Source organism: Burkholderia sp. JP2-270, assembly GCF_003233675.1.
GTDB classification, from domain to species: domain Bacteria; phylum Pseudomonadota; class Gammaproteobacteria; order Burkholderiales; family Burkholderiaceae; genus Burkholderia; species Burkholderia pyrrocinia_C.
The window spans coordinates 1,703,960-1,727,290 of sequence record NZ_CP029825.1; the positions used below are offsets into that span (position 1 = coordinate 1,703,960).

Below are 23,331 nucleotides of genomic sequence, written 5' to 3' on the forward strand. Positions count from 1 at the left end.
AGATGCTGCATCGAACGCGATGACGCAGCACTCATGTCGGCGCCGCCCCATCACGCATTCCGCGAATACACCCGCCGATGCCGCACCGCCTCCGCCAGCACATCGAGCACCGGCTCCGTCTGCGTCCAGCTCAAGCACGCATCGGTGATCGACACGCCGTACTGCAACGGCACACCCGGCTTCAGATCCTGCCGCCCGGCCTCGAGATGGCTCTCGACCATCACGCCGACGATCCGGTGCTCGCCCTGCGACAGTTGCCGCGCGAGATCCTGCGCGACGTCGATCTGCCGCTCGTGCGACTTGTTCGAGTTCGCATGCGAGCAATCGACCATCACCTGCTCGCGCAGCCCGGCCTTGCGCAGCACCGCGCAGCTCGCCTCGACATGCGCGGCGTCGTAGTTCGGGCCGTTCTTGCCGCCGCGCAGGATCACATGCGCATCGTCGTTGCCGCGCGTTTCGAAGATCGCGGCCATCCCCATCTTCGTCATCCCCATGAACGCATGGCTTGCGGCCGCGGCGACGATCGCGTCCGACGCGACCTGCACGCCGCCGTCGGTGCCATTCTTGAAGCCGATCGGGCAGCTCAGCCCCGACGCGAGCTGGCGATGGCTCTGGCTTTCGGTCGTGCGCGCGCCGATCGCGCCCCACGCGATCAGGTCGGCGATGTACTGCGGGCTCAGCAGGTCGAGAAATTCGGTCGCGGCCGGCAGGCCGAGCGCGTTGACGTCGAGCAGCAGTTGCCGCGCGGCGCGCAGCCCTTCGTTGATGCGGAAGCTGCCGTCGAGGCGCGGATCGTTGATATAGCCTTTCCAGCCGACCGTCGTGCGCGGTTTCTCGAAGTAGACGCGCATCGTGATCAGCAGGTCGTCCTTCAGCGCATCGGCGGCAACTTTCAGGCGGCGCGCGTAGTCGAGCGCCTGGTCGTGATCGTGGATCGAGCACGGGCCGACGACGAGCAGCAGCCGGTCGTCGCGGCCGTGCAGGATGTCGCCGATCGCGCGGCGCGTATCCTCGACGAGCGTCTGCGTGGCGGCCGGCACCGGCAGTTCGTCGAGCAGCAGCGCCGGCGAAATCAGCGGGCGGACGGCGCCGATGCGGACGTCGTCGATGCGCGTGGTGTCCTGCGTCGCGTCGGCGCTGCCTACCTCGCGATCGTGGGAAGGATTGTCGAGGTTCTGCATGGTGATTCTCCGGGGGGACGTCTGGAATGATGTGCAGGCTTGATTATGGCACCCGGGAGAGACGGCAGCCGGTCGCGGCGGGGGAATGCGGGTGACTGCGGTCAGGTAAATGCGACAGACGGCCGAACGCGGGACAAAAAAGGGCGATCCGCAGCGGATCGCCCTGCCCTTCGCCGCGTCGCCCGGCGCGTCTAGTGCGGCGTCTCGGGCGCCAGCGAATTGCTCGGCAGCAGCGCCGTCAGCCAGCAATTGCTCGGCGCGGCTTTCCCGTTGAAACGGTCGTAGAGCCACGGCAGCATGCCGGCCACCCAGGGTACGATCGCGCCCGCATGTTCGAGCGGATACTCGTTGTACGTAACCCGCGTGCCGCTCGCGCAGAACTTCTGCGCAAGCGCGCGCACGTCGTACGCAAGCATCACGCCGTCGCCCACCTGGCTGCTGAACGTGCCGTCGAGCGCGCCCGCCGTGCCCTGGCCGATAAACATCGGGATCGTCGGCGACGCGGCCAGCCCCGCATTCACCTTGTTCGCATACGTCACGTACACCGGAATGCTGTTGATGTCGTTCGCGTATTGCGGCTTGAACAGCGTCGCCCAACGCAGGCCCGTGTACCTCGGCAGGATGTACGCGAGCGACTGGCTCTGGATGTCCTTGAACACGGCGACGCCGGTGTCGCTGAGATAGGGCGTCAGGTCGAAGCCGTAGCCGCGCGCCAGCCCGGCGAGCGCGGCCGCGGCGACGCCGCCCCAGACGATGCTGCCGTCGACATAGCGCAGATTGTGTGCGGGGTCGACCAGCACGCCGCCTTCGGCCGCGCCGACGAGTTGCCGGTTGATGTCGGGCGCATAGCTCGGCGCGAGTTGCGCGGCCCAGTTCGTCGCGATCGCACCGCCGGAATAGCCGATCATCGCGACCTTGCTCGACGGATTCAGGCCGGTCGACGGCGTATTGAGCGCGGCGCGGATCGAATCGAGCGTCGTCATCCCGTATTCGGGGCCGGCGGCGAAGTCCGCCGTCTGGCCTTCCGTATCGGGCACGATGATGTTGTAGCCCAGCAGCAGCAGTGTCGACAGCGGAATCGATTCCGCGCTGTACAGCAGCGTGCCCACGTTGATGACCTTCGTGACGTCGCGATCGCCGGCGATCACCTGCGACGGCTCGTCGTACGGGTTCAGCGAATCGTAGGCCGATTGGTACGAGATGGCCTGGCCGTTGCTGACCGCGCTCCGGATCACGGACGTCACGTTGACGACGGGCTGGTTCTGCGCGTTGCTGGTGCGATACAGCAACTGCTGCGCGGTCAGCGCGGTCGGAATGCCTGCCACGTGATAGGTGACGTCGCGCGTCTTCAGCACCGTGCCCGGTGGAATCGATGCCAATGGCGTGGCGCCGGTGTACGTATAAAACGGATCGGACACGGTCGGCGCGCCGGCGCTGGCCGGCGGAGCAATGATGGCCAGCGCGGCGGACACGGCGGCCGCAGCAATCATCAAACGTCTGGAGGACATGAGTGGGGGCCCCTTGGATAACCTGCTTTCATCGAAGGAAGTTCGGCGGTGTTGCGGACCATCGCGATTGACACCTCAAATGCATTTCCGTGCCATCGACTGTCTCCTGTGAATGAATGATCCGACTTGTTCGGAATCTGTAATTTTAGTAGGAGTACAAACCGGATGAATTGAAGCACAACGAGAACGCGTTCGATGTGCGTTTTCCGTTGTTTGAAGGTAAACGTCTAAATCTGCCGCAATGCGATGCGGGCGCCCCGGCCGTTCGGCCAACTGCCCGCGCCCGGATGAAGTGCCGTACGATCACGGCTGTCCGTTACCGAAGCGGCCCGTCGTGCGATGCGGGCCGCGCGGCGCGCCGCCTGCCTGTGACCGATCGCTTCCTGCCCAACCGACACGCCACGATGACCGTATCCGAACTGCTCCGCGCCGTCCGCCAACCCTATATCGACCTGCTCGCGAAAGCGGCAGCGCAACCGGCGGTGATCGTCGAACCGGCCTACCGGCAGGCCGACGGTGCGCTGGCCACCGAAGGGCCGCTCGCGCTGCCGTGCCGGGCCGACACGATCCCGGCCGAAGGCGACGCAGCCGGCCAGCCGTCGATGGTCGATTCGACCTCGCAACTGGATTTCGAACCATTCGCGTTCGACCTCGAAACGGCGGCCGTGTCGATCCGCCCGTTCGTGTGGGACTGGGCCGCGATCGAGGCCGACGGCCTCGACGAAAGCACGGCGGTCGATGCGTTCAAGACATGGTTCCTCGCGTGGTTCGATGTGGACGACGAGAACACGCCGGCCGAAGACGGGCTGCATGGCATCATTCACTACCTGTCGGAACCGGTTCGCACGGAACAGGGGTGGCGCGTCAATGCGGATCTCGGTTCCGCGCCCGAGACGGCCGTCGAGGATCTGCTGTTCCGTCTCGTCGATTCGGGGGCTACGCGGATCAGTGTCGGTTGAAATGTCGCTTTATCTCATGCACACCACCATCGTGAAAAAAGCTCTTGCCGCGGTACTGCTCTGCATTTCGTTGCCGGCGCTCGCCAAGGTTTCCACCGAAGTGTTCTGCTTCACATCGGATGGCGACAAACCCGTGCGCTTCGAGATGCGCACCTACTACGACGATGCGGTCAAATGGACGGGCGGCATGGTCCGGTACGCGAAATCGAAAACGGCCCTCCCGCTGGTGATCGAACACGAAGAGGACGAAGTGCTCGCCGAAGACCGTCCGCACCAGTACACGACAACCTGGGTCGAAATGGTCGACGGCAAGATCAACGGGCGATACGAAATGATGTCCCAGGGCGCCAACATCTATTCGATGACCTACACCAATGCGCGCACCGGCAAGAAAACCGCGTTCGGCAGGGCGCTGGATGTCGATGCTTCGCCGCAATCGGGGTGCCGCTGGTAGCGATGGCGTCGCGGCGACTGATGCCCGCTGCACGGCGCGCGTGCACGCGCCGGCACCGCGCCGGCACCGCGTCGCATCGCGCGGTGAATCAGCCCGCGCCGCCCTGCGCGTCGACGTCGATCCCGAGTTCGCTGGCCATCCGCTGAACCAGCGCATTCAGTCGCGCCACTTCATCCGCGAGGCGCTTCTGTTCGGCCTTCAGCGCCTCGAATTCGGAAGGCGGCACGGAATCCGCGCCGCCGGCATCCGCGCTCGCGAAGTCGGCCACGTTCACCTCGCCGCACATCAGGTGCATCCAGCGGTTCTCGCGCGCGCCCGGCGCACGCGGCAGCCGCACGACGAGCGCCTGCGCGCGCGCCGCGAGTTCGTCGAGAAACGCCTCGACCGACGAGATATCCGCGAAGCCGTGCAGGCGCGCGCTGTTCAGGCGCAGCTCGGCCGCCGTCTGCGGGCCGCGCAACAGCAGAATGGTCAGCAGCGCGATCGCCTGGCTCGGGATGCCGAGCACGCGGTTCATGTTGTGCTCGAAACGCGGCACGCGGCTGCTGCTGCCTTCCATCACGAGGCTCAGGTGCTTCAGCCCGTCGAGCGCGGTCGTGACTTCGTCCTCGCTGACGTTCATCACCGGTGAGCGCGCGGTTTTCTGGTTGCAGCCCGCGGTCAGCGCATTCAGCGACAGCGGGTAGGTGTCCGGCACCGTGTGCTGTTTCTCGACGAGCACCCCGAGAATGCGGGCCTCGAGAGGCGTGAGATCGCGAAGGGCGCGTGGCGTGGGCGTATCCGGCGTGGTGTTCATGGTGGCTTCGCAGCGTGCAGCAGATGAGGGGAAACGGTCGAGGCCCGTCCGGCATCGCGAACGGGCGAGCCATATGATAGCTCGCGCTGCGTGGCCCGGCGCTGCTCGCCGCGCCGGCGCGCGCACTTGCCGCAGTCGCTTTCGTCCAACGTATCGGCCTCCCGGTGCCGCGCGACGATGCACGCGCACGGCACTCGCGAATTCGCGCTGCACACACGCCGCAGCCTGCGGCGCAGCCGCGGAATCATGCCCGCGTTTGCGCCGCACGCATGCCGGCGCTACGATATGCCAAGCGGACACCCGCGGCGCCGCGCGCAACCGCCTCTGCACACCCCTGCACGCCAATATCACGCATAACCTGCCCAACACGCACTGCCGCCACGCCTGCGCGCCGCTCGTCGACACCGTTCACCTTTTCACCCAATCACTCGTTCGCCACCATGACTGCATCCTCAACCGCGCCGCACGTGCGCGCCATCGTCACCGGACACACGCGCGGCCTCGGCGCATCGCTCGCCGAACAACTGCTGCAGGAAGGCATCGCCGTGCTCGGCGTGTCGCGCAGCCGCCATCCGTCGCTCGCATCGCAAGCCGGCGACCGCTTCGCCGAAGTCGAACTCGATCTGTCGGACGCGTCGGCCGTCGCGACCTGGCTGGCCGGCGACACGCTGCGCAGCTTCGTCGACGGCGCGTCGATCGTGCTGCTGTTCAACAACGCGGGTATCGTCGATCCGATCGGCCCGCTCGCCGCGCAGGACCCGGCGATCGTTGCGCGCGCGGTCGGCCTGAACGTCGCAGCGCCGCTGATGCTGTCGGCCGCGCTCGCGCAGGCGGCATCCGCCACGACCGAATGCCGGATCCTGCACCTGTCGAGCGGTGCGGCTCGCAATGCGTACGCGGGCTGGAGCATCTACTGCGCGACCAAGGCCGCGCTCGATCACCATGCGCGCGCGGTCGCGCTCGACGCTAACCACGCGCTGCGAATCTGCAGCGTCGCGCCGGGTGTCGTCGATACGGGCATGCAGGCGACGATCCGCTCGACCAACGAAGACAACTTCCCGATGCGCGAGAAGTTCGACCAGTTGAGGTCGAGCGGCGCGCTCGCGACGCCCGAGGCGGCCGCACGTCAACTGATCGGCTATGCGCTGAGCGATGCGTTCGGCTCCACGCCGACGGCCGACGTGCGGGAATTGCCGGCCAGGTAAGCCGTGAGCCACGGGCCGCGGCCCGTCATCCGTCGAGCCGTTTCGTCCAGTCTTCGACCTGCCGCTCCGTCCGGCGCTTTTCGAGCATCCTGCGCCAGCCGGGCGGCAGCACCGGGACGTCACACAGCGCTTCGAGCGCGACCATGTCGAGCGTGCGCCGATACAGCACGTCGAGCACCGTCGACAGCGGCCATTGCGGATAGCTGCGCTCATGCAGCGCCAGCACGTCGCCCGGCGCCACCCAGCCTTCGTGCAGCACGCGGTAGTACCAGCCGGTCCGGCCGCTTTGCTGCACGAGCGCGGCCATCCGCGGATGATCGAAGCGCGTGTTGAGCTTCCAGCACGGCTGCCGCGACTGCGTCACCTGAAGCACGGCGCCGCCCAGCGTGAGCACATCGCCAATGCACACGTCGTGCTCGGTCACGCCATGCGTCGACAGGTTCTCGCCGAACGCGCCCGGTCGAGCGAGCACGTCGCGCGCGCCGATCTGCGCGAACCACCACGCATAGTGATCGTGCGCATAGTGGTGGACCGCCTTGTCCGGCCCGCCGTGATGCCGCGCATCGGCCTGCTCGTCGCCGGCAAAGCCGAGCGCGCCCAACCACAGACGCGAATCGACCGGGCGCTTGTCGATCGCGCTTGCGTGCGGCGTGCCGGCCAGCGGCCGGCTCGTGCCGACCCGCACCGCGTCGATCGCAACCGCGATCGCCGGCCGTGCTTCATCGCTCATGCCGGCACACCATCCGGCAGTGCCGCAAGCAGGCGTTCGAGCTCGCGCGTGCGCGTTTCGCCAAGCGGCAGCAGCGGCTTCCTCGGTTCGCCTGCGTCGAAGCCGCGCAGGCGCAATCCTGCCTTCACGGTCACCGGCAACCCGCCGTTGACGATGAACTGCAGCAACGGCAACTGCGCATGGAAGGCCGACCTGGCGCGCGTCAGGTCGCCCGCGCGCATCGCGCCGACCAGCGCGAGCGGCAACGCGGCGTTCAGGTTCGGCGCGGCCGTGCACCATCCGGCTGCGCCCGCGGCCAGCGCGGCGAGCGCCATCGGATTGCTGCCGTTGTAGAACGGAATCGTCCCGTCGCTCAACTGCGCGAGCCGATGCATCCGGCCGATGTCGCCCGTGCTCTCCTTGACCATCGTGACGTTGTCGACGGTCCGGCAGATCGTCACGATCAGGTCGGGCGACATGTCGACGCCGCTCGTCGCCGGGTTGTTGTACAGCATGATCGGAATGCCGATCGCGTCGCCGATCGCGCGGTAGTGCGCGACGATCTCGTCGTTGCCGAGCTTCCAGTACGACACCGGCAGCACCATCACCGCATCGGCGCCGGCCTGTTCGGCAAGGCGCGCGCGGCGCACCGCGCCCGCCGTGGTGAGATCGGAGATGCCGACGACGGTCGGCACGCGCCGGCGCACCGCACGGATCGACTCGGTGGCAACCGCCTCCCATTCGGCGTCGGACAGGTACGCGCTCTCGCCGGTACTGCCCAGCGGGGCAATCGCATGAACGCCGTCGGCAATCAGGCGCTCGATCAGCGTATCGAGCGTTTTCAGGTCGACGCCGCCGTCGGCGGAGAACGGCGTGACCGGGTAGGCAATGATGCCTTGCAGCAGGACAGACATGATGTGTATTCCTCAATGATGAATGAACGCGACGGAAGCGATGCGCTCGTTCACGCGATGCAGTCGCGATGCGTGCGCAATGCGCGGCGCGCGTAATAGTCGAACGTCACCGCATCGCGCTTCGGTTTCGAAATCCAGTCGTGCGCTTCCCGCGCCAGCGCCGGCGGCACCGGCTTGATCTCGCCGGCCGACATCGCGAGCAGTTGCAGCTTCGCGGCACGCTCGATCAGCAGCGCGAGGATGCATGCTTCCTCGATCGTCTTGCCGACCACGAGCTGGCCATGATGCGACAGCAGGATCGCGCGCTTGCTGCCGAGCGCCTTCGAGATGATTTCGCCTTCCTCGTTGCCGACCGGCACGCCGGGCCAGTCCTTCAGGAACGCGCAATCGTCGTACAGCGGGCAGGTATCCATGTGCGACACGACGAGCGGCTGCTCGAGCATCGACAGCGCCGCGACATGCGCCGGATGCGTGTGGATGATGCAGTTCACGTCCGGGCGCTCGCGATAGATCCACGTATGGAACCGGTTGGCCGGGTTCGGAATGCCTTCGCCGTCGACGACGTCGAGATCCTCGTTGACGCGCAGCAGGTTCGCGGCCGAGATCTCGTCGAAACCGAGCCCGAGCCGCTGCGTGTAGTACGCGGCGTCGCCCGCGCGGCAGGTGATCTGCCCGGCCAGGCCGGAATCGTGGCCCGCGTCGAACAGGATTCGGCACGTGAGTGCAAGCTTCTGCCGCGCGGACCAGCCGCTGTCAGCCACCTCGTTTTCAAGACGCCGCTCCGCCAGCGCGACCAGCGCCTCTTTCGTCAAATTCAGCGTTTCCGCCATGTTCGCCTCCTGAATTGGGTCGGATGTGTCGCGTCGTCCGCAGCCGTTTCCGCCGGATTCGTGACACTCGATCCATTATATGACACATTGTGTCATGCGTTACAATCGGTTTTTCGAAGGACACCTGGCGCCCCATGACGATTCGCCTGAAGCTGCTCAGAAAACAGAAGGGCTGGACGCTCGATGTGCTGGCCGACGAGACCGGCCTCACCAAGAGCTATCTGTCGAAAGTCGAGCGCGGCCTGAGCGTGCCGTCGATCGCGGTCGCGCTGAAGCTGTCGAAGGCGCTGAACGTGGACGTCGAGCAGTTGTTCTCGGAAAGCCGCAATCGCGAGCTGATCACCGTCACACGCGCCGGCGAGCGCACGGCGATGGGTGCGGCGGCCGACAGCCACGTGCACCGCTTCGAAAGCATCGCGGCCGGCGTCGCACCGAAGAAGATGCTGCCGTTCGTCGTGCATCCGCCGCATGAATTCGTCGCGTCGACGTTCCGCGAGCACGAAGGCGAGGAGTTCCTGTTCGTGCACAAGGGGCGCGTCGAAATCGAATTTCCGAACGAGACGGTGCAACTCAAGACCGGCGATTCAGTCTATTTCAACGCACTCATCCCGCACCGCACGCGCAGCCTCGGCGCCGCGCAGGCGGAGATCCTGGTCATCGTCAGCCACGACGACTAGACTCGTCACTTCTTCGCGCAAGGATCTTCCGATGGTCACAAAGGCCACCGCACCGTTCCAGCAGATCAAGACGCTCGTTCGCCGGAACGTCGAATCGGGCGACTGGCGCCCCGGGGACCGCATTCCGTCCGAGCTCGATCTAGCCGCGCAGTTCGGCGTCGCGCGCATGACGGTCAACCGCGCGCTGCGCGAACTGACCGAGGAAGGCGTGCTGAAGCGCATCGCGGGCGTCGGCACCTTCGTCGCCGAGGCGAAGCCGCAGTCGAACCTGTTGATGATTGCGCATATCCGCGACGAAATCCGCGCGCGCGGCCACGAATACCGCTGCCGCGTGCTGAGCCAGTCGAGCGAGCCCGCGTCGTTCGACGTCGCGGCCGCGTTCGGCCTGCCGGTCAACACGCCGGTCTTTCATGTGGTGTGCGTGCATGAGGAAAACGGCCGCCCGATCCAGCTCGAGGACCGCTACGTGAACCCGGCCGCCGCGCCCGGTTTCATTGACCAGGATTTCCAGGTCGAGCCGCCGTCCGAGTACCTGTACAACAACGTATCGCACTACGAACTGGAAATCGAGCACGTCGTCGATGCGTCGCTGCCGACCGGCGAACAGGCGCGGCTGCTCGACATGCGCGCCGACGAGCCATGCCTCACGCTCACGCGCCGCACCTGGACGGACGGGCTGCCCGTCACGTTCGTGCATTTCCTGCATCCGGGCAACCGCTACCGGCTCGGCTCGCGCTTCAAGCCGGGCGCCGGGCGCCACCCGACCTGAACCTTCGTCACACGCTGACACGCTGATACGCACAAAAACGCGCGGCGGCCGTTTCGTCAGGAAACGGCCGCCGCGCGCGTTGCATGCGCCGGTCAGATCGCGCCGGCCTGCCCTGCGTCGCGCGACCACACGACCGGAAACAGCGGGTGTTCGAGCAGCGCACCGTCCGGCAGTTGCTCCGCGAGCCCGGGGAAATCGGGCGATGTTTTCCAGCGGCGCGGCGCGTGACGGATATCGTCGCCGACAAAGCGGATCGAGAACGCGCGCCGGCGGTTCTGCGTGCCGCCCGACGCATGCAGCGTGAGCATCCGGAAGCACACCATGTCGCCGGGCTCGAGCGCCCAGTGGCGGATCGGGAACGCCGCGCGATCGGCTTCGATGTCGGGCAGGTCCGCGAGGCTGCCTTCCGGGAACCACTTCGCCTCCTTGTCCATGAACGTACGCGGCATCAGCCACGGCCCGCGATGCGAGCCCGCGACGAATTCCAGCGTCGATTCGAGCGGCACCGGATCGACCGGAATCCACATGCTGACGTTGTCGTCGCCTTCGATGTTGTAGTACGGCTGATCCTGGTGCCACGGCGTGCGCTGCCGCGTGCCGGGCTCCTTCACGAGCAGGTGGTCGTGATGCAGCCGCACGTGCTCCGTGCCCATCAGCGCGGCCGCCACCGACGGCGCCGGCGAGCGCACGATGAAGTCGCGGTACGCGTCGTTGCGCTGCCAGTTGCAGAAATCCTCGAAGAACCAGCCCGGATCGTCGGGCCGACTCGCGACTTTCGCGCGCTCGCTCGGCTGAGCGAGATTCGCGTCGATGCCGGCGCGGAGCGCGGCTACTTCGTCGGGCGAAAAGATGCCCTTGACGCAGACCGCGCCTTCCTCGCGAAACGCGGCGATCAGTTCGGGCGTCACGGCTTTCGCGACGCGGTCCTGGATACTCGTCATGGTTTGCCTGTCGATTGAATGAATCACGGGGTCACGGTGCGGTACTCACGGCTTCGTGCCGTAGATGTCGAAGTCGAAGTACTTCGCGGCGATCTTCCGGTACGTGCCGTGCGCGCGGATCGCGACGATCGCGTCGTTCAGCCGCTTCTTCATGTCGGCGTCGCCCTTGCGCAGCCCCATCGCAACGCCGTAGCCGGTGATGCGCGCGTCGGTCACGTCGGGGCCCGCGAACGCGTAGCCCTTCCCGCGCGGCGTCTTCAGGAACGAGTAGCCGGCCTGCGTCTTGTCCTGGAAGGTCGCGTCGAGGCGGCCGTTGACGAGATCCTGGTACACCTGGTCCTGGTTCTGGTACGAGACGATCGTCACGCCCCTGGTCGCCCATTCGGCCTTCGCGTACGCCTCCTGCGTCGTGCCCTGGTCGATCCCGATGCGCTTGCCCGCGAGCGACGCCGCGGTCGGCAGCAGCTTCGAGCCGACCGGCGCGACGAGCGCGCCCGGCGACGCATACAGCTTGTTCGAGAAATCGATCTGCTTGAGCCGCTCGTCGGTGGCCGTCATCGCGGACATGATCACGTCGAACTTGCGCGCGCGCAGCGCCGGAATCATCCCGTCGAAACCCTGCTCGACCCACACGCACTTCGCACGCAGTTCCTCGCAGATCGCATTGCGCAGGTCGATGTCGAAACCGGCGAGCGAGCCGTCGGGCTGCTTCGCCTCGAACGGCGGATACGTGGGATCGATGCCCCAGCGGATCGTCGACGTGTCCTGCGCGAACGACACGAGCGGAGCGAACGCCAGCGCGGTAACGAGGAGCTTTGCAGTGCGGTTCATGACGTGTCCTTGAAGGTCTCGACGCGGCGGGCGACCGCCGGCGTCCGTTGGATGGCGCCGCGCCGGGATGCCGACGCGGTGCGGTGCGCGAAAGACGGGGACTTCGATGAAACTGCGGCGCAGTCTAGACCGCTCAATTTTCGAGCGCAAGCGGGGGAAGCGAGGATGGCGCGAATGGAGGTCGGGTGGGGGCGGGAATCGGGGAGGAAGGTGGGAGTGGGATCGGAAATATTGCTGTTTTTCGCGACATTTCGAAATTTTCGGGTGCTTACCCTGCGCAACGCACGCACTCCACAGAGCGTGGTTTTCCGGGTATCCGCTGGATATCGACGTCTATACAGGCGATCAATGCCCAACCTCGCCCGATCCCGAACCATCGGTATTGGCGATGCGCCCTATACCACCCCGGAATTGACGTCTGCGCCCGCATCGATCAGCACGCGCGCCGCACCGTCGTGATTGCCGTGCGTCACGATCAGCAGCGCCGTGCGGCCCTGCCCGTCGCGCGCATCGACCTGCGCGCCTCGTTCAAGTAGCGCACGCACGTCGCCCGCATCGCCGCGATCGGCCGCGCTGCGCAGCCGACCCTCGAGCGCGCCGCCGTCGGCGGCGGCTACGGCCGACGTAAGCGTCGTCAATGCAAACGACCCGATGATCGCGATCCGTCTGAAAAAATCCCGTTTCCTCCTTGCGTGCCCGCGCTCGCCGAAGCACGGCCGATGCAATGCGTCAGGCGCCCCGCAGCGCGCGACGCCGCGCCGGGCCCGGCGAAACCGCGATTGCCCGCGGCGTCCGGCCATGTTAAAAGTCGTCGCACGCATTTGAAAATGAAATATTCGAATCAGAAAAAGTGCATAAATGAATAGACCCCTGTTCGACCTCGACCTGCTGCGTGCGCTCGTGATGGTCGCCGACTGCGGCAGTTTCACGACCGCATCCGCGCGCCTGCACTCGACGCAGTCGACCGTCAGCCAGAAGGTGCGCCGGCTCGAGGAAATCGCCGGGCACCGCCTGCTCGACCGCGGCACGCGCGACGTGCGGCCGACCGATGCGGGCGTGACGGTGCTCAGCTATGCGCGGCGCATGCTCGCGCTGAACGACGAGATGCTGGAAGCGCTGTCGGGCGCGACGGTCGCACTGACGATCCGGCTCGGCGTGCCGGACGATTTCGCGGCGGGCCGCACGACCCATGCGCTCGCCGCGTTCAATCGCGCGCATCCGCAGATCAAGCTCGAAGTGACGTGCGGACTGAGCCGCGACATCAGCGCCGCATACGACCGCGGCGAGCTCGACCTCGTATTGATCAAGCAGCGGCGCGACAGCCGCGAGGCCGTCGTGCGCTGGCCCGAGAAGCTGCGCTGGATCGACAGCGCGAAGCATCCGTCGATCGATCTCGACCCGGTGCCGATCGTCGTGTTTCCGCCGCGCGGGCTCTATCGCGACGACATGATCAAGGCGATCGAGGAGCGCGGCCGCCGCTGGCGGATCAGCTTCACGACGTCGAGCCTGAGCGGCATCCAGGCCGCCGTCGCGGACGGGCTCGGCATCAGCGTGCTGCCCGCGCGCGTGGTGACGGACGAGCACACCGTGCTGACCGCGAAGCAGGGTTTCGCGCCGATCGAGCACATGGACATCGCCATCCTGCATCGGCCGACGGCCGACCCGATGGTCAGCGAGCTGACGAAGACGCTCGCGGCGATGCTGGAGCACGAGGAATAGTCGAACGGCGAAGTTCGTTCAGGAAGGAGGAAGGGGGCTGCACGCTCCGGACAACTCAGAACATCGTGTTCCCGTTCGCGGCCTGTTCGGGCACCGGCTGGTTGACGTCCCAGTGCTCGACGATCTTGCCGTTCTCCAACCGGAAGATGTCCAAGATCGCGCTGCCGCGCGTGCCGGGTTCGCGCACCGCGTGCACATGCAGGATCACGTAGTCGCCGTCGACGAACGAGCGTTTGATCTCGCTGTGCGACTGCGGATACTTGTCGCGCAGGAACGCGACGAACTTGCGAAAGCCGTCGCGGCCGTCGGCCGCGTTCGGGTTGTGCTGCACGTAGCGCTCGCCGACATACGCGAGTGCGGCGTCCGCGTCTTTCTCGTTCAGGCCTTTTTCGTAGAACGCGAGCACCGTCCGCCGATTGGCTTCCTGCTGCACGTCGTTCGGGCCGCCCGCCACCGCATGCGCGGCGGTCACGGCGAACAGGGCCGCCGCCGTCCATCGTGCGGCCCGTGCCGCTGTCGTGCTTCGCATCGTCGTCTCCCGGGAAATCCGGCTTAAAACCGGATCATACCGGCGCGATGCTCCGCTCAGACCAGCGCGCCGTTGCGCGCGACGATCTTCCCCGACGATACGACGAGACGCCGCACCGGCCGCGCGACGACCGCCTCGGCGAACGTCAGCGCATCGACGAGCACGACGTCCGCACGGTTGCCCGGCTGCAGCCCGTAGTCGGCGAAACCGCAACCGCGCGCCGCACTGTGCGTCACGCAATCGAGCGCGACTTCGAGCGCATCGTCGCGGCGGAAATCGTTGCGCATGCCGATCAGCATCGCGCGTTCGAGCATGTCGGGCGAACCGTACGGCGTCCACGTGTCGCGCACGCCGTCGTTGCCGCCGATGACGGTCACACCCGCCGCGCGGCACGCGGCCACCGGCGGCACCGGCACCGCCGCGGGCGCGGTCGTGACGATCGCGACGCCGAGTTCGGCCATCCGCGCGAGCAGCGCATCGCGCTCGCGTTCGGCGATATCGCCGAGGCAGAACCCGTGGCTGATCGTGACTTTCCCGTGCATGCCGTGCGCGGCCGTGCGCTGCAGGATCAGGTCGAGCGAGTACGCGCCCATCGACGCGCGCTCGTGCAGATGGATGTCGAGCCCGCGGCCGTGGCGCTCGGCGATCGCGAACAGCACGTCCACCGCCTCGACCGGATCGCCTTCGATCGCGCACGGGTCGAGCCCGCCGAGCAGATCGGCGCCGGCGCCGAGCGCGTCGGACAGCAGCGCGTCGGTGCCCGGCCGCTTGAGCACGCCCGATTGCGGAAACGCGACGATCTGGATGTCGACCTGCCCGCGCAGCGTCTCGCGCGTCGCGAGCACGCCATGCAGGTGCCGCAACCGGGCCTCGGTATCGACGTCGACGTGCGTGCGGATGCGCGTGGTGCCGGCCGCGAGAAACGCGCGCGCCAGCGCGAGCGACGCGGCGCCCGCGTCATGGCCGCTCGTCGCGCGATAGTGCCGTTCGTTCTCGATGCGGTCGACGAGGCGCGGCCCGACCTGGTTGCGATACCACGGCATCCCCCAGTGCGTCTTGTCGAGGTGCGTGTGGCCTTCGACGAGGCCAGGCAGCGCGAGCGCGCCCGCGCCGTCCTCGATCGTGCAGCCGGCGGGCGCGTCGAGCGACGGGCCGACGCGCGCGATGCGATCGCCTTCGATCAGGATGTCGAGCGCAGCGTCGGCGCTCGTGCGGACATTGCGGATCAGCAGGTTCGTCATGTCGGTTCCCGTGTGGTCGGTCAGTGCGAAGCGGGCACGGCGCGTGCTGTGCCCGCGGTCGGGTCGGTCAGCGCGTGAAGCGCAGCGCGGGGGCGACCGGCGCGCCCGTGTCGCTTTCGCCGCGGCGGAACACCCGGCGTTCGGCCGGCACGCCCGCGATGGCCGCCGCCGCATTCGGCGCGCGCACCGCGACGAACGTCGCGTCGCAGCCGACCGCGATTCCGTAGTTCTCCTTGCCGATCACGCGCGCGCCGGCGTGCGTCGCCATGTCGAGCGCGATGCCGAGCGCTTCGTCGGTGTGGAAGCCCGACCGATAGCCGACCATCATCGCGCGCTGCAGCATGTCACCGTTGCCGTACGGCCACCACGCGTCGCGGATGTTGTCGTTGCCAGCGAACACGTGCACGCCCGCGTCGCGCAACTGCCGCACCGGCGGGAACGCGCAGTCGCCCGGCGCGTTCGTCAGGATCGACACGCCGGCGTCGGCGAGGGCCGCCGCCGTGCGCTGGACGTCGTCGTAGCCGACTTCGCCGAGCGCGTATGCATGGCTCACGTTCACGCGCCCGCCGAGCCCCGCCGCGCGCGTGCGCGCCGCGATCCGCAGCAGTTGCGCGATGCCCGTCTCGCCCGGTTCGTGCAGGTGGATGTCGATCTTCGCGCCGCGCTTCTCGGCGATGCCGAACACGATGTCGAGCTGGCCGTCCGCATCGCCGTCGAGCGTCGTCGGGTCGATCCCGCCGACCACGTCCGCACCTCCGCGCACGGCCGCGTCGAGGATGTCGGCGGTGCCCGGGCACGTCACGACGCCAGCCTGCGGAAACGCGACAAGTTCGATGTCGACGATCCCGCGCCATTGCTCGCGCGCGGCCATCACGGCCTGCAGGTTCGACAGGCCCGTTGTCGCATCGACGTCGACGTGGCTGCGCATCGCGACCGTGCCGAACGCGGCGGCCTGCGCGATCAGCGCGTTCGCGCGCTCGACGATCGGCGGCGCAGCCGCGAGCTGGCGCTTCTCGACCGCGAGCCGCTCGCGCAGCGAGCCGACCGGTTCGTGCGGTACCCAGCGATCGCCGACGAAACTCTTGTCGAGGTGGATGTGGCCATCGACGAAGCCGGGCAGCACGACGCGGCCGTCGAGGTCGATCGTCTCCGCACCTGGCGCGGCCGTGCAATCGGCACCGATCGCGATGAAACGGCCGTCACGGACGACGAGGTTGATGGGCCGGCCGCCGGCGTCGACGGCGTTGATGAAGATACGATCGGTCATGGCTCGGAATCCGTGGGGCGGTCGCTGCGCGACACCGACGCGGACAGGGGGAGGAACCGCAGCCGGCGCGGCGCGACCGTTGGCAGGGAATCCGGCCACGATATCGGACGCCGCCGCCCGAGGCCAATTAAATGTCGCGATGCCGCGCATTCGATTTCGCGATGTGCGGCGCAAACGCCACGCAAGAATGGTGCGGCAGCGCGGTCCGATCTCGTCGGAGACGGCCTGCATTGGCCCGTCGGGCGACGTCGCGGAAGCCGAAGTTTCGGGCGCTTGCACCGAGGGGCCGACCGCCTCAAAAGACACTCCGCCGGACCGCTACCGATGCGCGTCGTCGAAGCTGCCGAACGGGCGCCACTGCCCTTGCCGGCCGCTGCGCGACCGCCCCGCGCAAGCCGCGATTTACGCGGCAACAGACTTTACACGTTGTTACCCGGCCGCACCGGACGCGCATCCGGCCATTCCTTATACTCACGCCGAGTTCGCCACCCGTCCGGGTTCCGCCGGCGAACACGTTGCCGATGCAGGAAACATCATGATGCGCATTCCTTCCACGAAGACCGTTCTGTTCGCCACGCTCGTCGCCGTGGCGGCGCTTCCGCTGACCGCCTGCGTCGCGCCCGGTTATTACGGCGCGCAGCCGGGTTATCCGCAGCAGCAATATGCGACGCCCGGTTATGCGCAGCCCGCGTATTCGCAACCGGGCTACGTGCAGCAGCAACCGTACGATCAATACGGCAACCAGCCCCAATACGGGTCGCAGCCGTACGACCAGTACGGCAATCAGCAGCAATACGGCAACCAGTACGGCAACGGCTACGGCACGCAGTACGGCACGGTCGCGAACATCCGGCCGGTCAGCGGCTCGGTCGGCCCGTCGGGCGTCGCCGGCACCGTCGTCGGCGCGTTGATCGGCGGCGTGCTCGGCAACCAGGTCGGCCGCGGTCACGGCCGCGAGGCGGCCACCGTGATCGGTGCGCTCGGCGGTGCGGTTGCGGGCAACCAGATCGGCCAGCAGATGGGCGCGGCGCAACCGCCGAGCAGCTACCGGATCGACGTGCAGGTGAGCGACGGCTCGACGCGCTCGTTCGACGTGCAGTCGCCGGGCAACCTGCGGCCGGGCGATCGCGTGCAGATCAATGGCAATCAGTTGTCGCGGTATTGATGCCGATTCGGTGCGCCTGACCTGAGCGGGCGCACCTCGCGCGTTGAGATCGTGTGACGGTTCGGCACCGCGGCGCGCCTGTTTTACGTCCTCCTCATCCTTCGTGTCGACGCGGCGCGCATCACGCGCCGCCGGTATTTTCGCAGCCCCTCCACATTCGCGTCCGCCTCCGGCGCGACGCGTCGCACAGCCGTTCCATCGCTCGCCTGCACAAACCGACCGTGTTGCCGTCACACGCGCTCGGCACCGGGCAACGATGCACGTCGGCCGCGCGAACGCCCGCGGTTGCCGCGAACGCCGCCACGCGTCATCCGGATTCCGATTAGCATAGGCACGGTGCATCCCGCGGCCGCGGTAGCCCGCGCCGGCATGCACAGCCGCCCTCCACCGGAATCCCCTCGATGACGATCACGACCCGCCTGCTCGACGCGGCCGACGCCGCCCGCTTCCAAACCCTTCGCCTGCGTGCGGTCGACACCGCGCCCACGTCTTTCCTGCCCACGCTCGACGAAGTATCGCAGGTGCCGGTCAACGAATTCGCCGCACGCATCACGCCGACGCCCGCGCAGGCCGTGTTCGGCGCGTTCGACGGCGACACGCTCGTCGGCATCACGGGCGTGCGCCGCGATGCGCGTGCGAAGGTCGCGCACAAGGCGACGATCTGGGGCGTGTTCGTCGATCCCGCGTATCGCGGGCGCGGCATCGCGCAAGCGCTGCTCGAAAGCGCGACCGCTCATGCGGCGCAAGCGTGGCAGTGCAAGCAACTGATGCTGTGCGTGAACGAAGTCAACGGCACCGCGGAGCGGCTGTATGCGTCGCAGGGGTTCGTCCGGTTCGGCACGGAACCGCGCTCGCTGTTCGTCGACGGGCGCTTCTACGACGAACATCACATGGTCAAGACGCTGGCTTGACGCGTTCAATCAAGCTTGCGTTCGCGCGCATCGACCACCGCACGCGAACGCCCTTCACCTCAAGTCACCGCTTGTCGGTAATCGTCGCATTGACGATCTGCCCGGCGATCGTCACGTTCGTCAGCGTCAGCGCGCTCACGTTGAACGCATAGATCGGCCCCGGCGACGTGACCGCCGGCGTACCCGACGCGACCGGCGTGCCGAAGTCGCAATTGCTGATCGTCACGCCGGCGATCGGCTGCACGGCCGGCGCAGGCGGCGTGCCGTTGTAGTCGAACGCAACGGGCCCCTGCGCGACGATCGCCTGGAAACACGACGCGGTCACGCCGTTCAACGTCACGTTGCTCGCCTTCACGTCCGAGATCGTCACGTTCTGCACGACCGGCGCGCGCGTGCGCACCGCATCGTTCGCGGGCTGGTAATCGCAGTCGAACGTGACGATGCCGCCCTGCGCGGCCGACGGGTTGCCGGCCGACGGCGTGACGACGCCGAGCGGCACGCTCGCGTTGATCGGGCTGCCCGCGAGCAGTGCGCTGCCGTAGCCGCCGCCCTTCAGCGTCACGCCGTTCGGCAGCGTGACGCCCTTCACGTGGAAGTCCTTCACGTAGCCGCCGCGATTCATGTTGGTCTTCACGCGAATCGCGATGTTCAGCGGGTTGGTCTGCCAGTTCGCGTTCAGCATCGACAGGTTGGTTGCATAGATCTGCTCGACGCCGCCGCCCATCTCGCTGCCGAGCGTGATGCCGCCGTGCCCGCTGTTCATCGTGCAGTTGCGGATCAGGTGCCGCTTTGCCGGCCCGTATTCGGTGTCACGATCCTTGCCGGACTTGATCGCGATGCAGTCGTCGCCGGTGTTGAACGTGCAGTCCTCGCACAGCACGTCGGTGCACGCGTCCGGATCGAAGCCGTCGTTGTTCGGGCCGATGCTGTTCGTCGTCACGCCGCGAATCACGACATTGCGGCTCGCGGTCGGATGGTGCTGCCAGAACGGCGTGTTCTGCGTCTGGTAGTTCGCCATCAGCACGTTGGTGCAGCCGATGAATTCGACCATGCACGGCCGCAGGTAGTGGCCGAGGCCGAAGATGCGCTTGTCGACCGGCACGCCGGCCTCGGACAGCGCCGGCAGGTAGTTCTGGTCCAGCTGCCACGGCGTGACCGGCGATGTGAGCAGCGCGTAGAGCGCGTCCGGAATCGCCGGCGCGACGATCCGCAGGTCGACGTTGTTCGGATTCGCATAGGCCTGGCTCGGCACCGATGCGCCTGCGCCGTACGCGCCCGACGAGCCCTTGTAGGTCCACCAGCAGACGCTGCCGGCCCCGCTGCCGGAGAACGGCGTCATCGCCTGCCCGTTGAGCACCGACGTCGGGCCTTCGCCCGTCAGCGCGATGTTCGTCGCGTTGCGCGCGTAGACGGGCGCGCCGTAATTCAGGCAATCGTTCGCCTGCCAGCGGCTGTAGTACAGCCGGCCGTTCGCGCCGCAATCGACAGGGCCGTCCTTCGCGTAGTCGGCCGGGTTCGGGCTGAAGTAGATCGTGCAGTTCGCGCTCAGGTGGAACGTGACGTTGCTCTGCAGCACGATCGGCCCCGCGCAGTACCAGTTGCCGGGCGGCACGACCACGCGCCCGCCGCCTTCGCGGCGGCACGCGTCGATCGCCGCGAGAAACGCCGGACGCGAATCGAACGCGCCGGGTGCGGTCGTCAGTTCGGAACCCGGGCTCACCGGCGATTTCGCGACGTTCGTGTACGGCGACGTTTGCGCGACCGTCGCGCACGGGCGTGCGCCGTAGTGCGTCACGTCGAAGTCGCGCCCGCGCAGCGCGAGCCGCGACACGTGCGCGAGCGATGCGGCGATGCGCGCCGCCGCTCCATGCTCGCCCCAGACGAAGTCGACCGCCGACGCATTGGGCATGTGGCCTCCCGCAAACGCCCGGGTCGCCGCGAGCGGTCCGCCGAGCATGGCGCCGCCGGCGAGCGCGCCGCTCCAGCCGATGAATGCGCGGCGCGACACCGGCTTCGGCGACGGCGATCGGGCAGACGAGGACGAACGGCGGCTGTTTGCGGCCATGGGCACTCCTTCAGTGTATGGGGTATCGATACGCCAGGCGGCGGATCGCCATTTATACGTCGTCGTACTACAACGCGCAGTCTAAATGCGATCGAAGCCGGACACGCATTTGTCGTTTGCCCTGTTTTTACTGAGTTAATTCCCCGGATGTGTGTGCACACTCACATCAGTGATTGCCTACCTAGAGATATGTTGTCGTATGTTTATGCGCAAAAACTTCAACTGAAACACCCCGGCCGACGACGTCCGCCGGGGCAACGACCTACTCGCCGGCAGCCGATACCGCCCCCGTTGCCGGCTCGCGTCCCGCCGAAGTGGCCGGTTCGAACATCAGCACCGGATCGCCGTGGTAAGTCCCGTTGGTCGAGGCTGCCCCGCTGACGGCCGGCACATGGGCGCTGACTTTCAGGTTGCGCGTTTCGTCGTAGCCGTCAAAACCGTCGCGTGCGGGTTTCACCAGCGTGAGCGTGCGCGCGGAGCCGGACGCGATTTCCGCGTTGCCTGCGTTGCCTGTCAGCACGACCTTCGCGTGGGCCATCTCGGCGCGGCCGTTCGACAGCCGCAGCGGCTGCAGCAGCGTGACGTTGATATCGGGGTTCGTCGTGCGCACGCGGATCGGCAGTGTCGAGGCGAAGCTCTGCTGCGTACGGTCCGTCGCGTTCAGTTCGACTACGTCGTACCACGCGGAATTGTCCGGCTTCGGCACGAACAGGCTGTCGCCGATGTGCGCCGTCAGCGCGATCTTCTTGACGACCGCTTGCGGCGACGTCGGGCCTGCGTGGGCAATAACACTCGCGCGGAAAACGCCTGCCTTCAGGCGCGGCAGTGTCATCGTCAGTCGCAACGGATATTCGCGCTTCCGTTCGCCTCGGTAATTCCGCCCCTGTTCAGCCCCCCGCCGCCCGCGCTATCGTTTCCTCATCTTCACTGCCCCGGAGTCCCACTTGCCTTCCCGCCATGGAGTCGACCTTATCCGCGCCCGCGCGCTGTTCGATCACGAGCGCCGTGCGTTCACCGAAGCCATGCCGGCGTCCCGCGCACTGTCCGCGGAAGCGTCCGAGCACCTGCTGTTCGGCGTGCCGTTGCACTGGATGCAGGACTGGTCGACGCCGTTCTCGCTGTATGTGAAGGAAGCGCGCGGCGCAACCTTCACCGACGTCGACGGCCATCGCTATGTGGATTTCTGCCTCGGCGATACGGGCGCGATGTTCGGCCATGCGCCCGAACCCGTCGCACGCGCGCTCGTCGAGCAGGCCGCGCGCGGCTACACGACGATGCTGCCGAGCGAGGACGCCGCGTGGGTGTCGCGCGAGCTCGCGCGCCGCTTCCGGCTGCCGGTCTGGCAGTTCGCGCTGAGCGCGAGCGACGCGAACCGCTTCGTGCTGCGCTGGGCGCGCGCGGCCACCGGCCGCAACACGATCGTCGTGTTCAACGGCTGCTATCACGGCACGGTCGACGACGTGTTCGTCGATCTCGTCGACGGCCGCCCCGTGCAGCGCGACAGCCTGCTCGGGCAGTCGTACGACCTGCTCGCGAACACGCGCGTCGTCGAATTCAACGATCTGGACGCGCTCGAAGCGGCGCTGAAGGACGGCGACGTCGCATGCGTGCTCGCCGAGCCCGCGATGACGAACATCGGCATGGTGCTGCCCGAGCCGGGCTTCTGGGATGCGGCGCGCGAACTGACGCGCCGCTACGGCACGCTGCTCGTGATCGACGAGACGCACACGATCAGCAGCGGCCCGGGCGGCTACGCGGTCGCGCACGATCTCGAACCGGACATGCTGGTGGTCGGCAAACCGATCGCGGGCGGCGTGCCGTGCGCGGTATACGGTTTCAGCGCCGAATTCGCGGAACGCGCGAAGCAGGCGAAGCTGAACGCGCCGCCCGGCCATTCGGGCATCGGCACGACGCTCACCGCGAACATGCTCGCAATGCATGCGATGCGCGCGACGCTGGCCGAAGTCGCGACCGACGCCGCGTATGCGCACATGTTCGAACTCGCCGCGCGGCTGGCCGCCGGGCTCGAACAGGCGATCGCGAAACACGGGCTGCCGTGGTGCGTGACGCGCATCGGCGCGCGCACCGAATTCCAGTTCGCACCCGAGCCGCCGCGCAACGGCACGCTTGCCGGCGCGCAACTCGACAGCGAGCTCGAACACATCGTGCACCTGTACCTGCTGAACCGAGGCGTGCTGATCACGCCGTTCCACAACATGATGCTCGTGTGCCCGCAGACGACGAGCGACGACGTCGACACACTCGTCGCGCAGTTCGACGCGTGCCTGGGCGAACTGGTGTGACGTGACGCGCGTCCGGCTCGCCGGCACGCGCGAGCCGGACGCATGCTCGCAAGACTACTTCGGTAGATCCGTCGGATCGACCTGCGTACCGGGCATGCTCTCGGCATGCACCGGGGCAACGGTCGGCCGAACTATGACGGCGGGGCTGCATGCCCGCCCTGCAAACAACTGGAATATCGACTTATCGACATTCATATCTTGTTCATGAATGCCGGACGCCAGTATTTTTTCCTGAAATCGTCATTTTTTCGATAACAACAACTCAACCTCCGTCGCTAGCATAGCCGTTGACACAAGGCTCCATCCGAGAGCCGATTTTCCTATTCGACGGAGACGCAGCTCGATGCAACACCCGAT

General features: G+C 67.2%; 23 protein-coding genes. 9 read left to right on the plus strand and 14 right to left on the minus strand.

What is annotated here, in order from left to right:
* Positions 1 to 50 precede the first annotated feature (50 nt).
* Together DM992_RS25560 and DM992_RS25565 are read right to left on the minus strand one after the other, a co-directional pair.
* Positions 51 to 1,181 carry a 3-deoxy-7-phosphoheptulonate synthase gene (locus tag DM992_RS25560; RefSeq protein WP_111019165.1) on the minus strand — a complete coding sequence of 377 codons (1,131 nt, stop codon included), beginning with the start codon at positions 1,179 to 1,181 and terminating at the stop codon, positions 51 to 53.
* A gap of 191 nt (positions 1,182 to 1,372) precedes the next feature.
* Positions 1,373 to 2,689 carry a lipase family protein gene (locus DM992_RS25565; RefSeq protein WP_111019166.1) on the minus strand — a complete coding sequence of 439 codons (1,317 nt, stop codon included), beginning with the start codon at positions 2,687 to 2,689 and terminating at the stop codon, positions 1,373 to 1,375.
* A 404-nt stretch (positions 2,690 to 3,093) separates the two neighbouring features.
* Between DM992_RS25565 and DM992_RS25570 the strand changes: the two genes are divergently transcribed.
* Together DM992_RS25570 and DM992_RS25575 are read left to right on the plus strand one after the other, a co-directional pair.
* Entirely contained in the window at positions 3,094 to 3,648 is a 555-nt protein-coding gene (locus tag DM992_RS25570) for a hypothetical protein (protein WP_111020390.1), read from the plus strand.
* Between the two features lie 16 nt (positions 3,649 to 3,664).
* Positions 3,665 to 4,102 (plus strand): hypothetical protein, encoded by a 438-nt coding sequence (locus DM992_RS25575; protein ID WP_239511344.1) that lies wholly within the window; start codon positions 3,665 to 3,667, stop codon positions 4,100 to 4,102.
* An 88-nt stretch (positions 4,103 to 4,190) separates the two neighbouring features.
* On the opposite strand, the gene DM992_RS25580 is transcribed toward DM992_RS25575, so the two are convergent.
* On the minus strand, positions 4,191 to 4,898 hold the full coding sequence (locus tag DM992_RS25580; RefSeq protein ID WP_111019167.1) for a YceH family protein: 708 nt from the start codon (positions 4,896 to 4,898) through the stop codon (positions 4,191 to 4,193).
* Between the two features lie 440 nt (positions 4,899 to 5,338).
* On the opposite strand from DM992_RS25580, the gene DM992_RS25585 reads away from it, so the two are divergent.
* Entirely contained in the window at positions 5,339 to 6,103 is a 765-nt protein-coding gene (locus DM992_RS25585; RefSeq protein WP_111019168.1) for an SDR family oxidoreductase, read from the plus strand.
* 25 nt (positions 6,104 to 6,128) lie between these two features.
* On the opposite strand, the gene DM992_RS25590 is transcribed toward DM992_RS25585, so the two are convergent.
* From DM992_RS25590 to DM992_RS25600, 3 genes are read right to left on the minus strand one after another with little or no spacing between them, the layout of a single operon-like run.
* Positions 6,129 to 6,833 (minus strand): MOSC domain-containing protein, encoded by a 705-nt coding sequence (locus tag DM992_RS25590; RefSeq protein ID WP_111019169.1) that lies wholly within the window; start codon positions 6,831 to 6,833, stop codon positions 6,129 to 6,131.
* Positions 6,830 to 7,726 carry a dihydrodipicolinate synthase family protein gene (locus DM992_RS25595; RefSeq protein WP_111019170.1) on the minus strand — a complete coding sequence of 299 codons (897 nt, stop codon included), beginning with the start codon at positions 7,724 to 7,726 and terminating at the stop codon, positions 6,830 to 6,832. Before DM992_RS25595 ends, DM992_RS25590 begins: the two co-directional genes overlap by 4 nt.
* A 50-nt stretch (positions 7,727 to 7,776) precedes the next feature.
* Positions 7,777 to 8,556: an aldolase gene (locus DM992_RS25600; protein ID WP_111019171.1), complete on the minus strand. Its 780-nt coding sequence runs from the start codon at positions 8,554 to 8,556 to the stop codon at positions 7,777 to 7,779.
* Positions 8,557 to 8,690: 134 nt separating this feature from the next.
* Here DM992_RS25600 and DM992_RS25605 point away from each other — a divergent pair, with 134 nt between their 5' ends.
* The gene (locus DM992_RS25605; RefSeq protein ID WP_111019172.1) at positions 8,691 to 9,233 is read left to right on the plus strand and encodes an XRE family transcriptional regulator; all 543 of its coding nucleotides are present in this window, start codon (positions 8,691 to 8,693) and stop codon (positions 9,231 to 9,233) included.
* Positions 9,234 to 9,264: 31 nt separating this feature from the next.
* The gene (hutC, locus tag DM992_RS25610) at positions 9,265 to 10,002 is read left to right on the plus strand and encodes a histidine utilization repressor (RefSeq protein ID WP_111019173.1); all 738 of its coding nucleotides are present in this window, start codon (positions 9,265 to 9,267) and stop codon (positions 10,000 to 10,002) included.
* Between the two features lie 92 nt (positions 10,003 to 10,094).
* Here the strand turns inward: hutC and DM992_RS25615 are convergent, their stop codons facing one another.
* The 3 genes from DM992_RS25615 to DM992_RS25625 all read right to left on the minus strand — a co-directional run bounded on the left by DM992_RS25615 (position 10,095) and on the right by DM992_RS25625 (position 12,412).
* Positions 10,095 to 10,943 carry a phytanoyl-CoA dioxygenase family protein gene (locus DM992_RS25615; protein ID WP_111019174.1) on the minus strand — a complete coding sequence of 283 codons (849 nt, stop codon included), beginning with the start codon at positions 10,941 to 10,943 and terminating at the stop codon, positions 10,095 to 10,097.
* 45 nt (positions 10,944 to 10,988) lie between these two features.
* Positions 10,989 to 11,774, minus strand: coding sequence for an ABC transporter substrate-binding protein (locus DM992_RS25620; RefSeq protein WP_111019175.1), 786 nt, complete (start codon positions 11,772 to 11,774; stop codon positions 10,989 to 10,991).
* A 395-nt stretch (positions 11,775 to 12,169) separates the two neighbouring features.
* Positions 12,170 to 12,412, minus strand: coding sequence for an ankyrin repeat domain-containing protein (locus DM992_RS25625; RefSeq protein WP_239511345.1), 243 nt, complete (start codon positions 12,410 to 12,412; stop codon positions 12,170 to 12,172).
* A gap of 220 nt (positions 12,413 to 12,632) precedes the next feature.
* On the opposite strand from DM992_RS25625, the gene DM992_RS25630 reads away from it, so the two are divergent.
* Positions 12,633 to 13,493: a LysR family transcriptional regulator gene (locus DM992_RS25630; RefSeq protein ID WP_111019176.1), complete on the plus strand. Its 861-nt coding sequence runs from the start codon at positions 12,633 to 12,635 to the stop codon at positions 13,491 to 13,493.
* Between the two features lie 55 nt (positions 13,494 to 13,548).
* Here DM992_RS25630 and DM992_RS25635 read toward each other — a convergent pair whose 3' ends face one another.
* From DM992_RS25635 to DM992_RS25645, 3 genes are all read right to left on the minus strand, one after another.
* The gene (locus DM992_RS25635; RefSeq protein WP_111019177.1) at positions 13,549 to 14,022 is read right to left on the minus strand and encodes a nuclear transport factor 2 family protein; all 474 of its coding nucleotides are present in this window, start codon (positions 14,020 to 14,022) and stop codon (positions 13,549 to 13,551) included.
* A 56-nt stretch (positions 14,023 to 14,078) separates the two neighbouring features.
* Positions 14,079 to 15,263, minus strand: a complete 1,185-nt coding sequence (locus tag DM992_RS25640; protein ID WP_111019178.1) for an amidohydrolase family protein — start codon at positions 15,261 to 15,263, stop codon at positions 14,079 to 14,081.
* A 67-nt stretch (positions 15,264 to 15,330) separates the two neighbouring features.
* On the minus strand, positions 15,331 to 16,530 hold the full coding sequence (locus tag DM992_RS25645) for an amidohydrolase family protein (protein ID WP_111019179.1): 1,200 nt from the start codon (positions 16,528 to 16,530) through the stop codon (positions 15,331 to 15,333).
* A 535-nt stretch (positions 16,531 to 17,065) separates the two neighbouring features.
* Here DM992_RS25645 and DM992_RS25650 point away from each other — a divergent pair.
* Together DM992_RS25650 and DM992_RS25655 are read left to right on the plus strand one after the other, a co-directional pair.
* The gene (locus DM992_RS25650) at positions 17,066 to 17,695 is read left to right on the plus strand and encodes a glycine zipper 2TM domain-containing protein (protein WP_111019180.1); all 630 of its coding nucleotides are present in this window, start codon (positions 17,066 to 17,068) and stop codon (positions 17,693 to 17,695) included.
* 401 nt (positions 17,696 to 18,096) lie between these two features.
* Positions 18,097 to 18,606, plus strand: coding sequence for a GNAT family N-acetyltransferase (locus DM992_RS25655; protein ID WP_111019181.1), 510 nt, complete (start codon positions 18,097 to 18,099; stop codon positions 18,604 to 18,606).
* 64 nt (positions 18,607 to 18,670) lie between these two features.
* Here DM992_RS25655 and DM992_RS25660 read toward each other — a convergent pair whose 3' ends face one another.
* Both DM992_RS25660 and DM992_RS25665 read right to left on the minus strand, forming a co-directional pair.
* The gene (locus tag DM992_RS25660; RefSeq protein ID WP_111019182.1) at positions 18,671 to 20,671 is read right to left on the minus strand and encodes a glycoside hydrolase family 28 protein; all 2,001 of its coding nucleotides are present in this window, start codon (positions 20,669 to 20,671) and stop codon (positions 18,671 to 18,673) included.
* A gap of 262 nt (positions 20,672 to 20,933) precedes the next feature.
* Positions 20,934 to 21,503: a hypothetical protein gene (locus tag DM992_RS25665; protein ID WP_111019183.1), complete on the minus strand. Its 570-nt coding sequence runs from the start codon at positions 21,501 to 21,503 to the stop codon at positions 20,934 to 20,936.
* 112 nt (positions 21,504 to 21,615) lie between these two features.
* Between DM992_RS25665 and DM992_RS25670 the strand changes: the two genes are divergently transcribed.
* The gene (locus DM992_RS25670; protein WP_111019184.1) at positions 21,616 to 22,974 is read left to right on the plus strand and encodes an aspartate aminotransferase family protein; all 1,359 of its coding nucleotides are present in this window, start codon (positions 21,616 to 21,618) and stop codon (positions 22,972 to 22,974) included.
* Positions 22,975 to 23,331: the final 357 nt, after the last annotated feature.

Excerpts from the sequence above, each read along its gene's own strand:
- DM992_RS25565 (WP_111019166.1), bottom strand. The coding sequence starts at position 2,689 with ATGTCCTCCAGACGTTTGATGATTGCTGCGGCCGCCGTGTCCGCCGCG.
- DM992_RS25560 (WP_111019165.1), bottom strand. The coding sequence starts at position 1,181 with ATGCAGAACCTCGACAATCCTTCCCACGATCGCGAGGTAGGCAGCGCC.
- DM992_RS25660 (WP_111019182.1), bottom strand. The coding sequence starts at position 20,671 with ATGGCCGCAAACAGCCGCCGTTCGTCCTCGTCTGCCCGATCGCCGTCG.
- DM992_RS25600 (WP_111019171.1), bottom strand. The coding sequence starts at position 8,556 with ATGGCGGAAACGCTGAATTTGACGAAAGAGGCGCTGGTCGCGCTGGCG.
- DM992_RS25575 (WP_239511344.1), top strand. The coding sequence starts at position 3,665 with ATGCACACCACCATCGTGAAAAAAGCTCTTGCCGCGGTACTGCTCTGC.
- DM992_RS25620 (WP_111019175.1), bottom strand. The coding sequence starts at position 11,774 with ATGAACCGCACTGCAAAGCTCCTCGTTACCGCGCTGGCGTTCGCTCCG.
- DM992_RS25570 (WP_111020390.1), top strand. The coding sequence starts at position 3,094 with ATGACCGTATCCGAACTGCTCCGCGCCGTCCGCCAACCCTATATCGAC.
- DM992_RS25605 (WP_111019172.1), top strand. The coding sequence starts at position 8,691 with ATGACGATTCGCCTGAAGCTGCTCAGAAAACAGAAGGGCTGGACGCTC.
- DM992_RS25645 (WP_111019179.1), bottom strand. The coding sequence starts at position 16,530 with ATGACCGATCGTATCTTCATCAACGCCGTCGACGCCGGCGGCCGGCCC.
- DM992_RS25580 (WP_111019167.1), bottom strand. The coding sequence starts at position 4,898 with ATGAACACCACGCCGGATACGCCCACGCCACGCGCCCTTCGCGATCTC.
- hutC (WP_111019173.1), top strand. The coding sequence starts at position 9,265 with ATGGTCACAAAGGCCACCGCACCGTTCCAGCAGATCAAGACGCTCGTT.
- DM992_RS25655 (WP_111019181.1), top strand. The coding sequence starts at position 18,097 with ATGACGATCACGACCCGCCTGCTCGACGCGGCCGACGCCGCCCGCTTC.
- DM992_RS25640 (WP_111019178.1), bottom strand. The coding sequence starts at position 15,263 with ATGACGAACCTGCTGATCCGCAATGTCCGCACGAGCGCCGACGCTGCG.
- DM992_RS25650 (WP_111019180.1), top strand. The coding sequence starts at position 17,066 with ATGATGCGCATTCCTTCCACGAAGACCGTTCTGTTCGCCACGCTCGTC.
- DM992_RS25665 (WP_111019183.1), bottom strand. The coding sequence starts at position 21,503 with ATGACACTGCCGCGCCTGAAGGCAGGCGTTTTCCGCGCGAGTGTTATT.
- DM992_RS25590 (WP_111019169.1), bottom strand. The coding sequence starts at position 6,833 with ATGAGCGATGAAGCACGGCCGGCGATCGCGGTTGCGATCGACGCGGTG.
- DM992_RS25615 (WP_111019174.1), bottom strand. The coding sequence starts at position 10,943 with ATGACGAGTATCCAGGACCGCGTCGCGAAAGCCGTGACGCCCGAACTG.
- DM992_RS25635 (WP_111019177.1), bottom strand. The coding sequence starts at position 14,022 with ATGCGAAGCACGACAGCGGCACGGGCCGCACGATGGACGGCGGCGGCC.
- DM992_RS25595 (WP_111019170.1), bottom strand. The coding sequence starts at position 7,726 with ATGTCTGTCCTGCTGCAAGGCATCATTGCCTACCCGGTCACGCCGTTC.
- DM992_RS25585 (WP_111019168.1), top strand. The coding sequence starts at position 5,339 with ATGACTGCATCCTCAACCGCGCCGCACGTGCGCGCCATCGTCACCGGA.
- DM992_RS25630 (WP_111019176.1), top strand. The coding sequence starts at position 12,633 with ATGAATAGACCCCTGTTCGACCTCGACCTGCTGCGTGCGCTCGTGATG.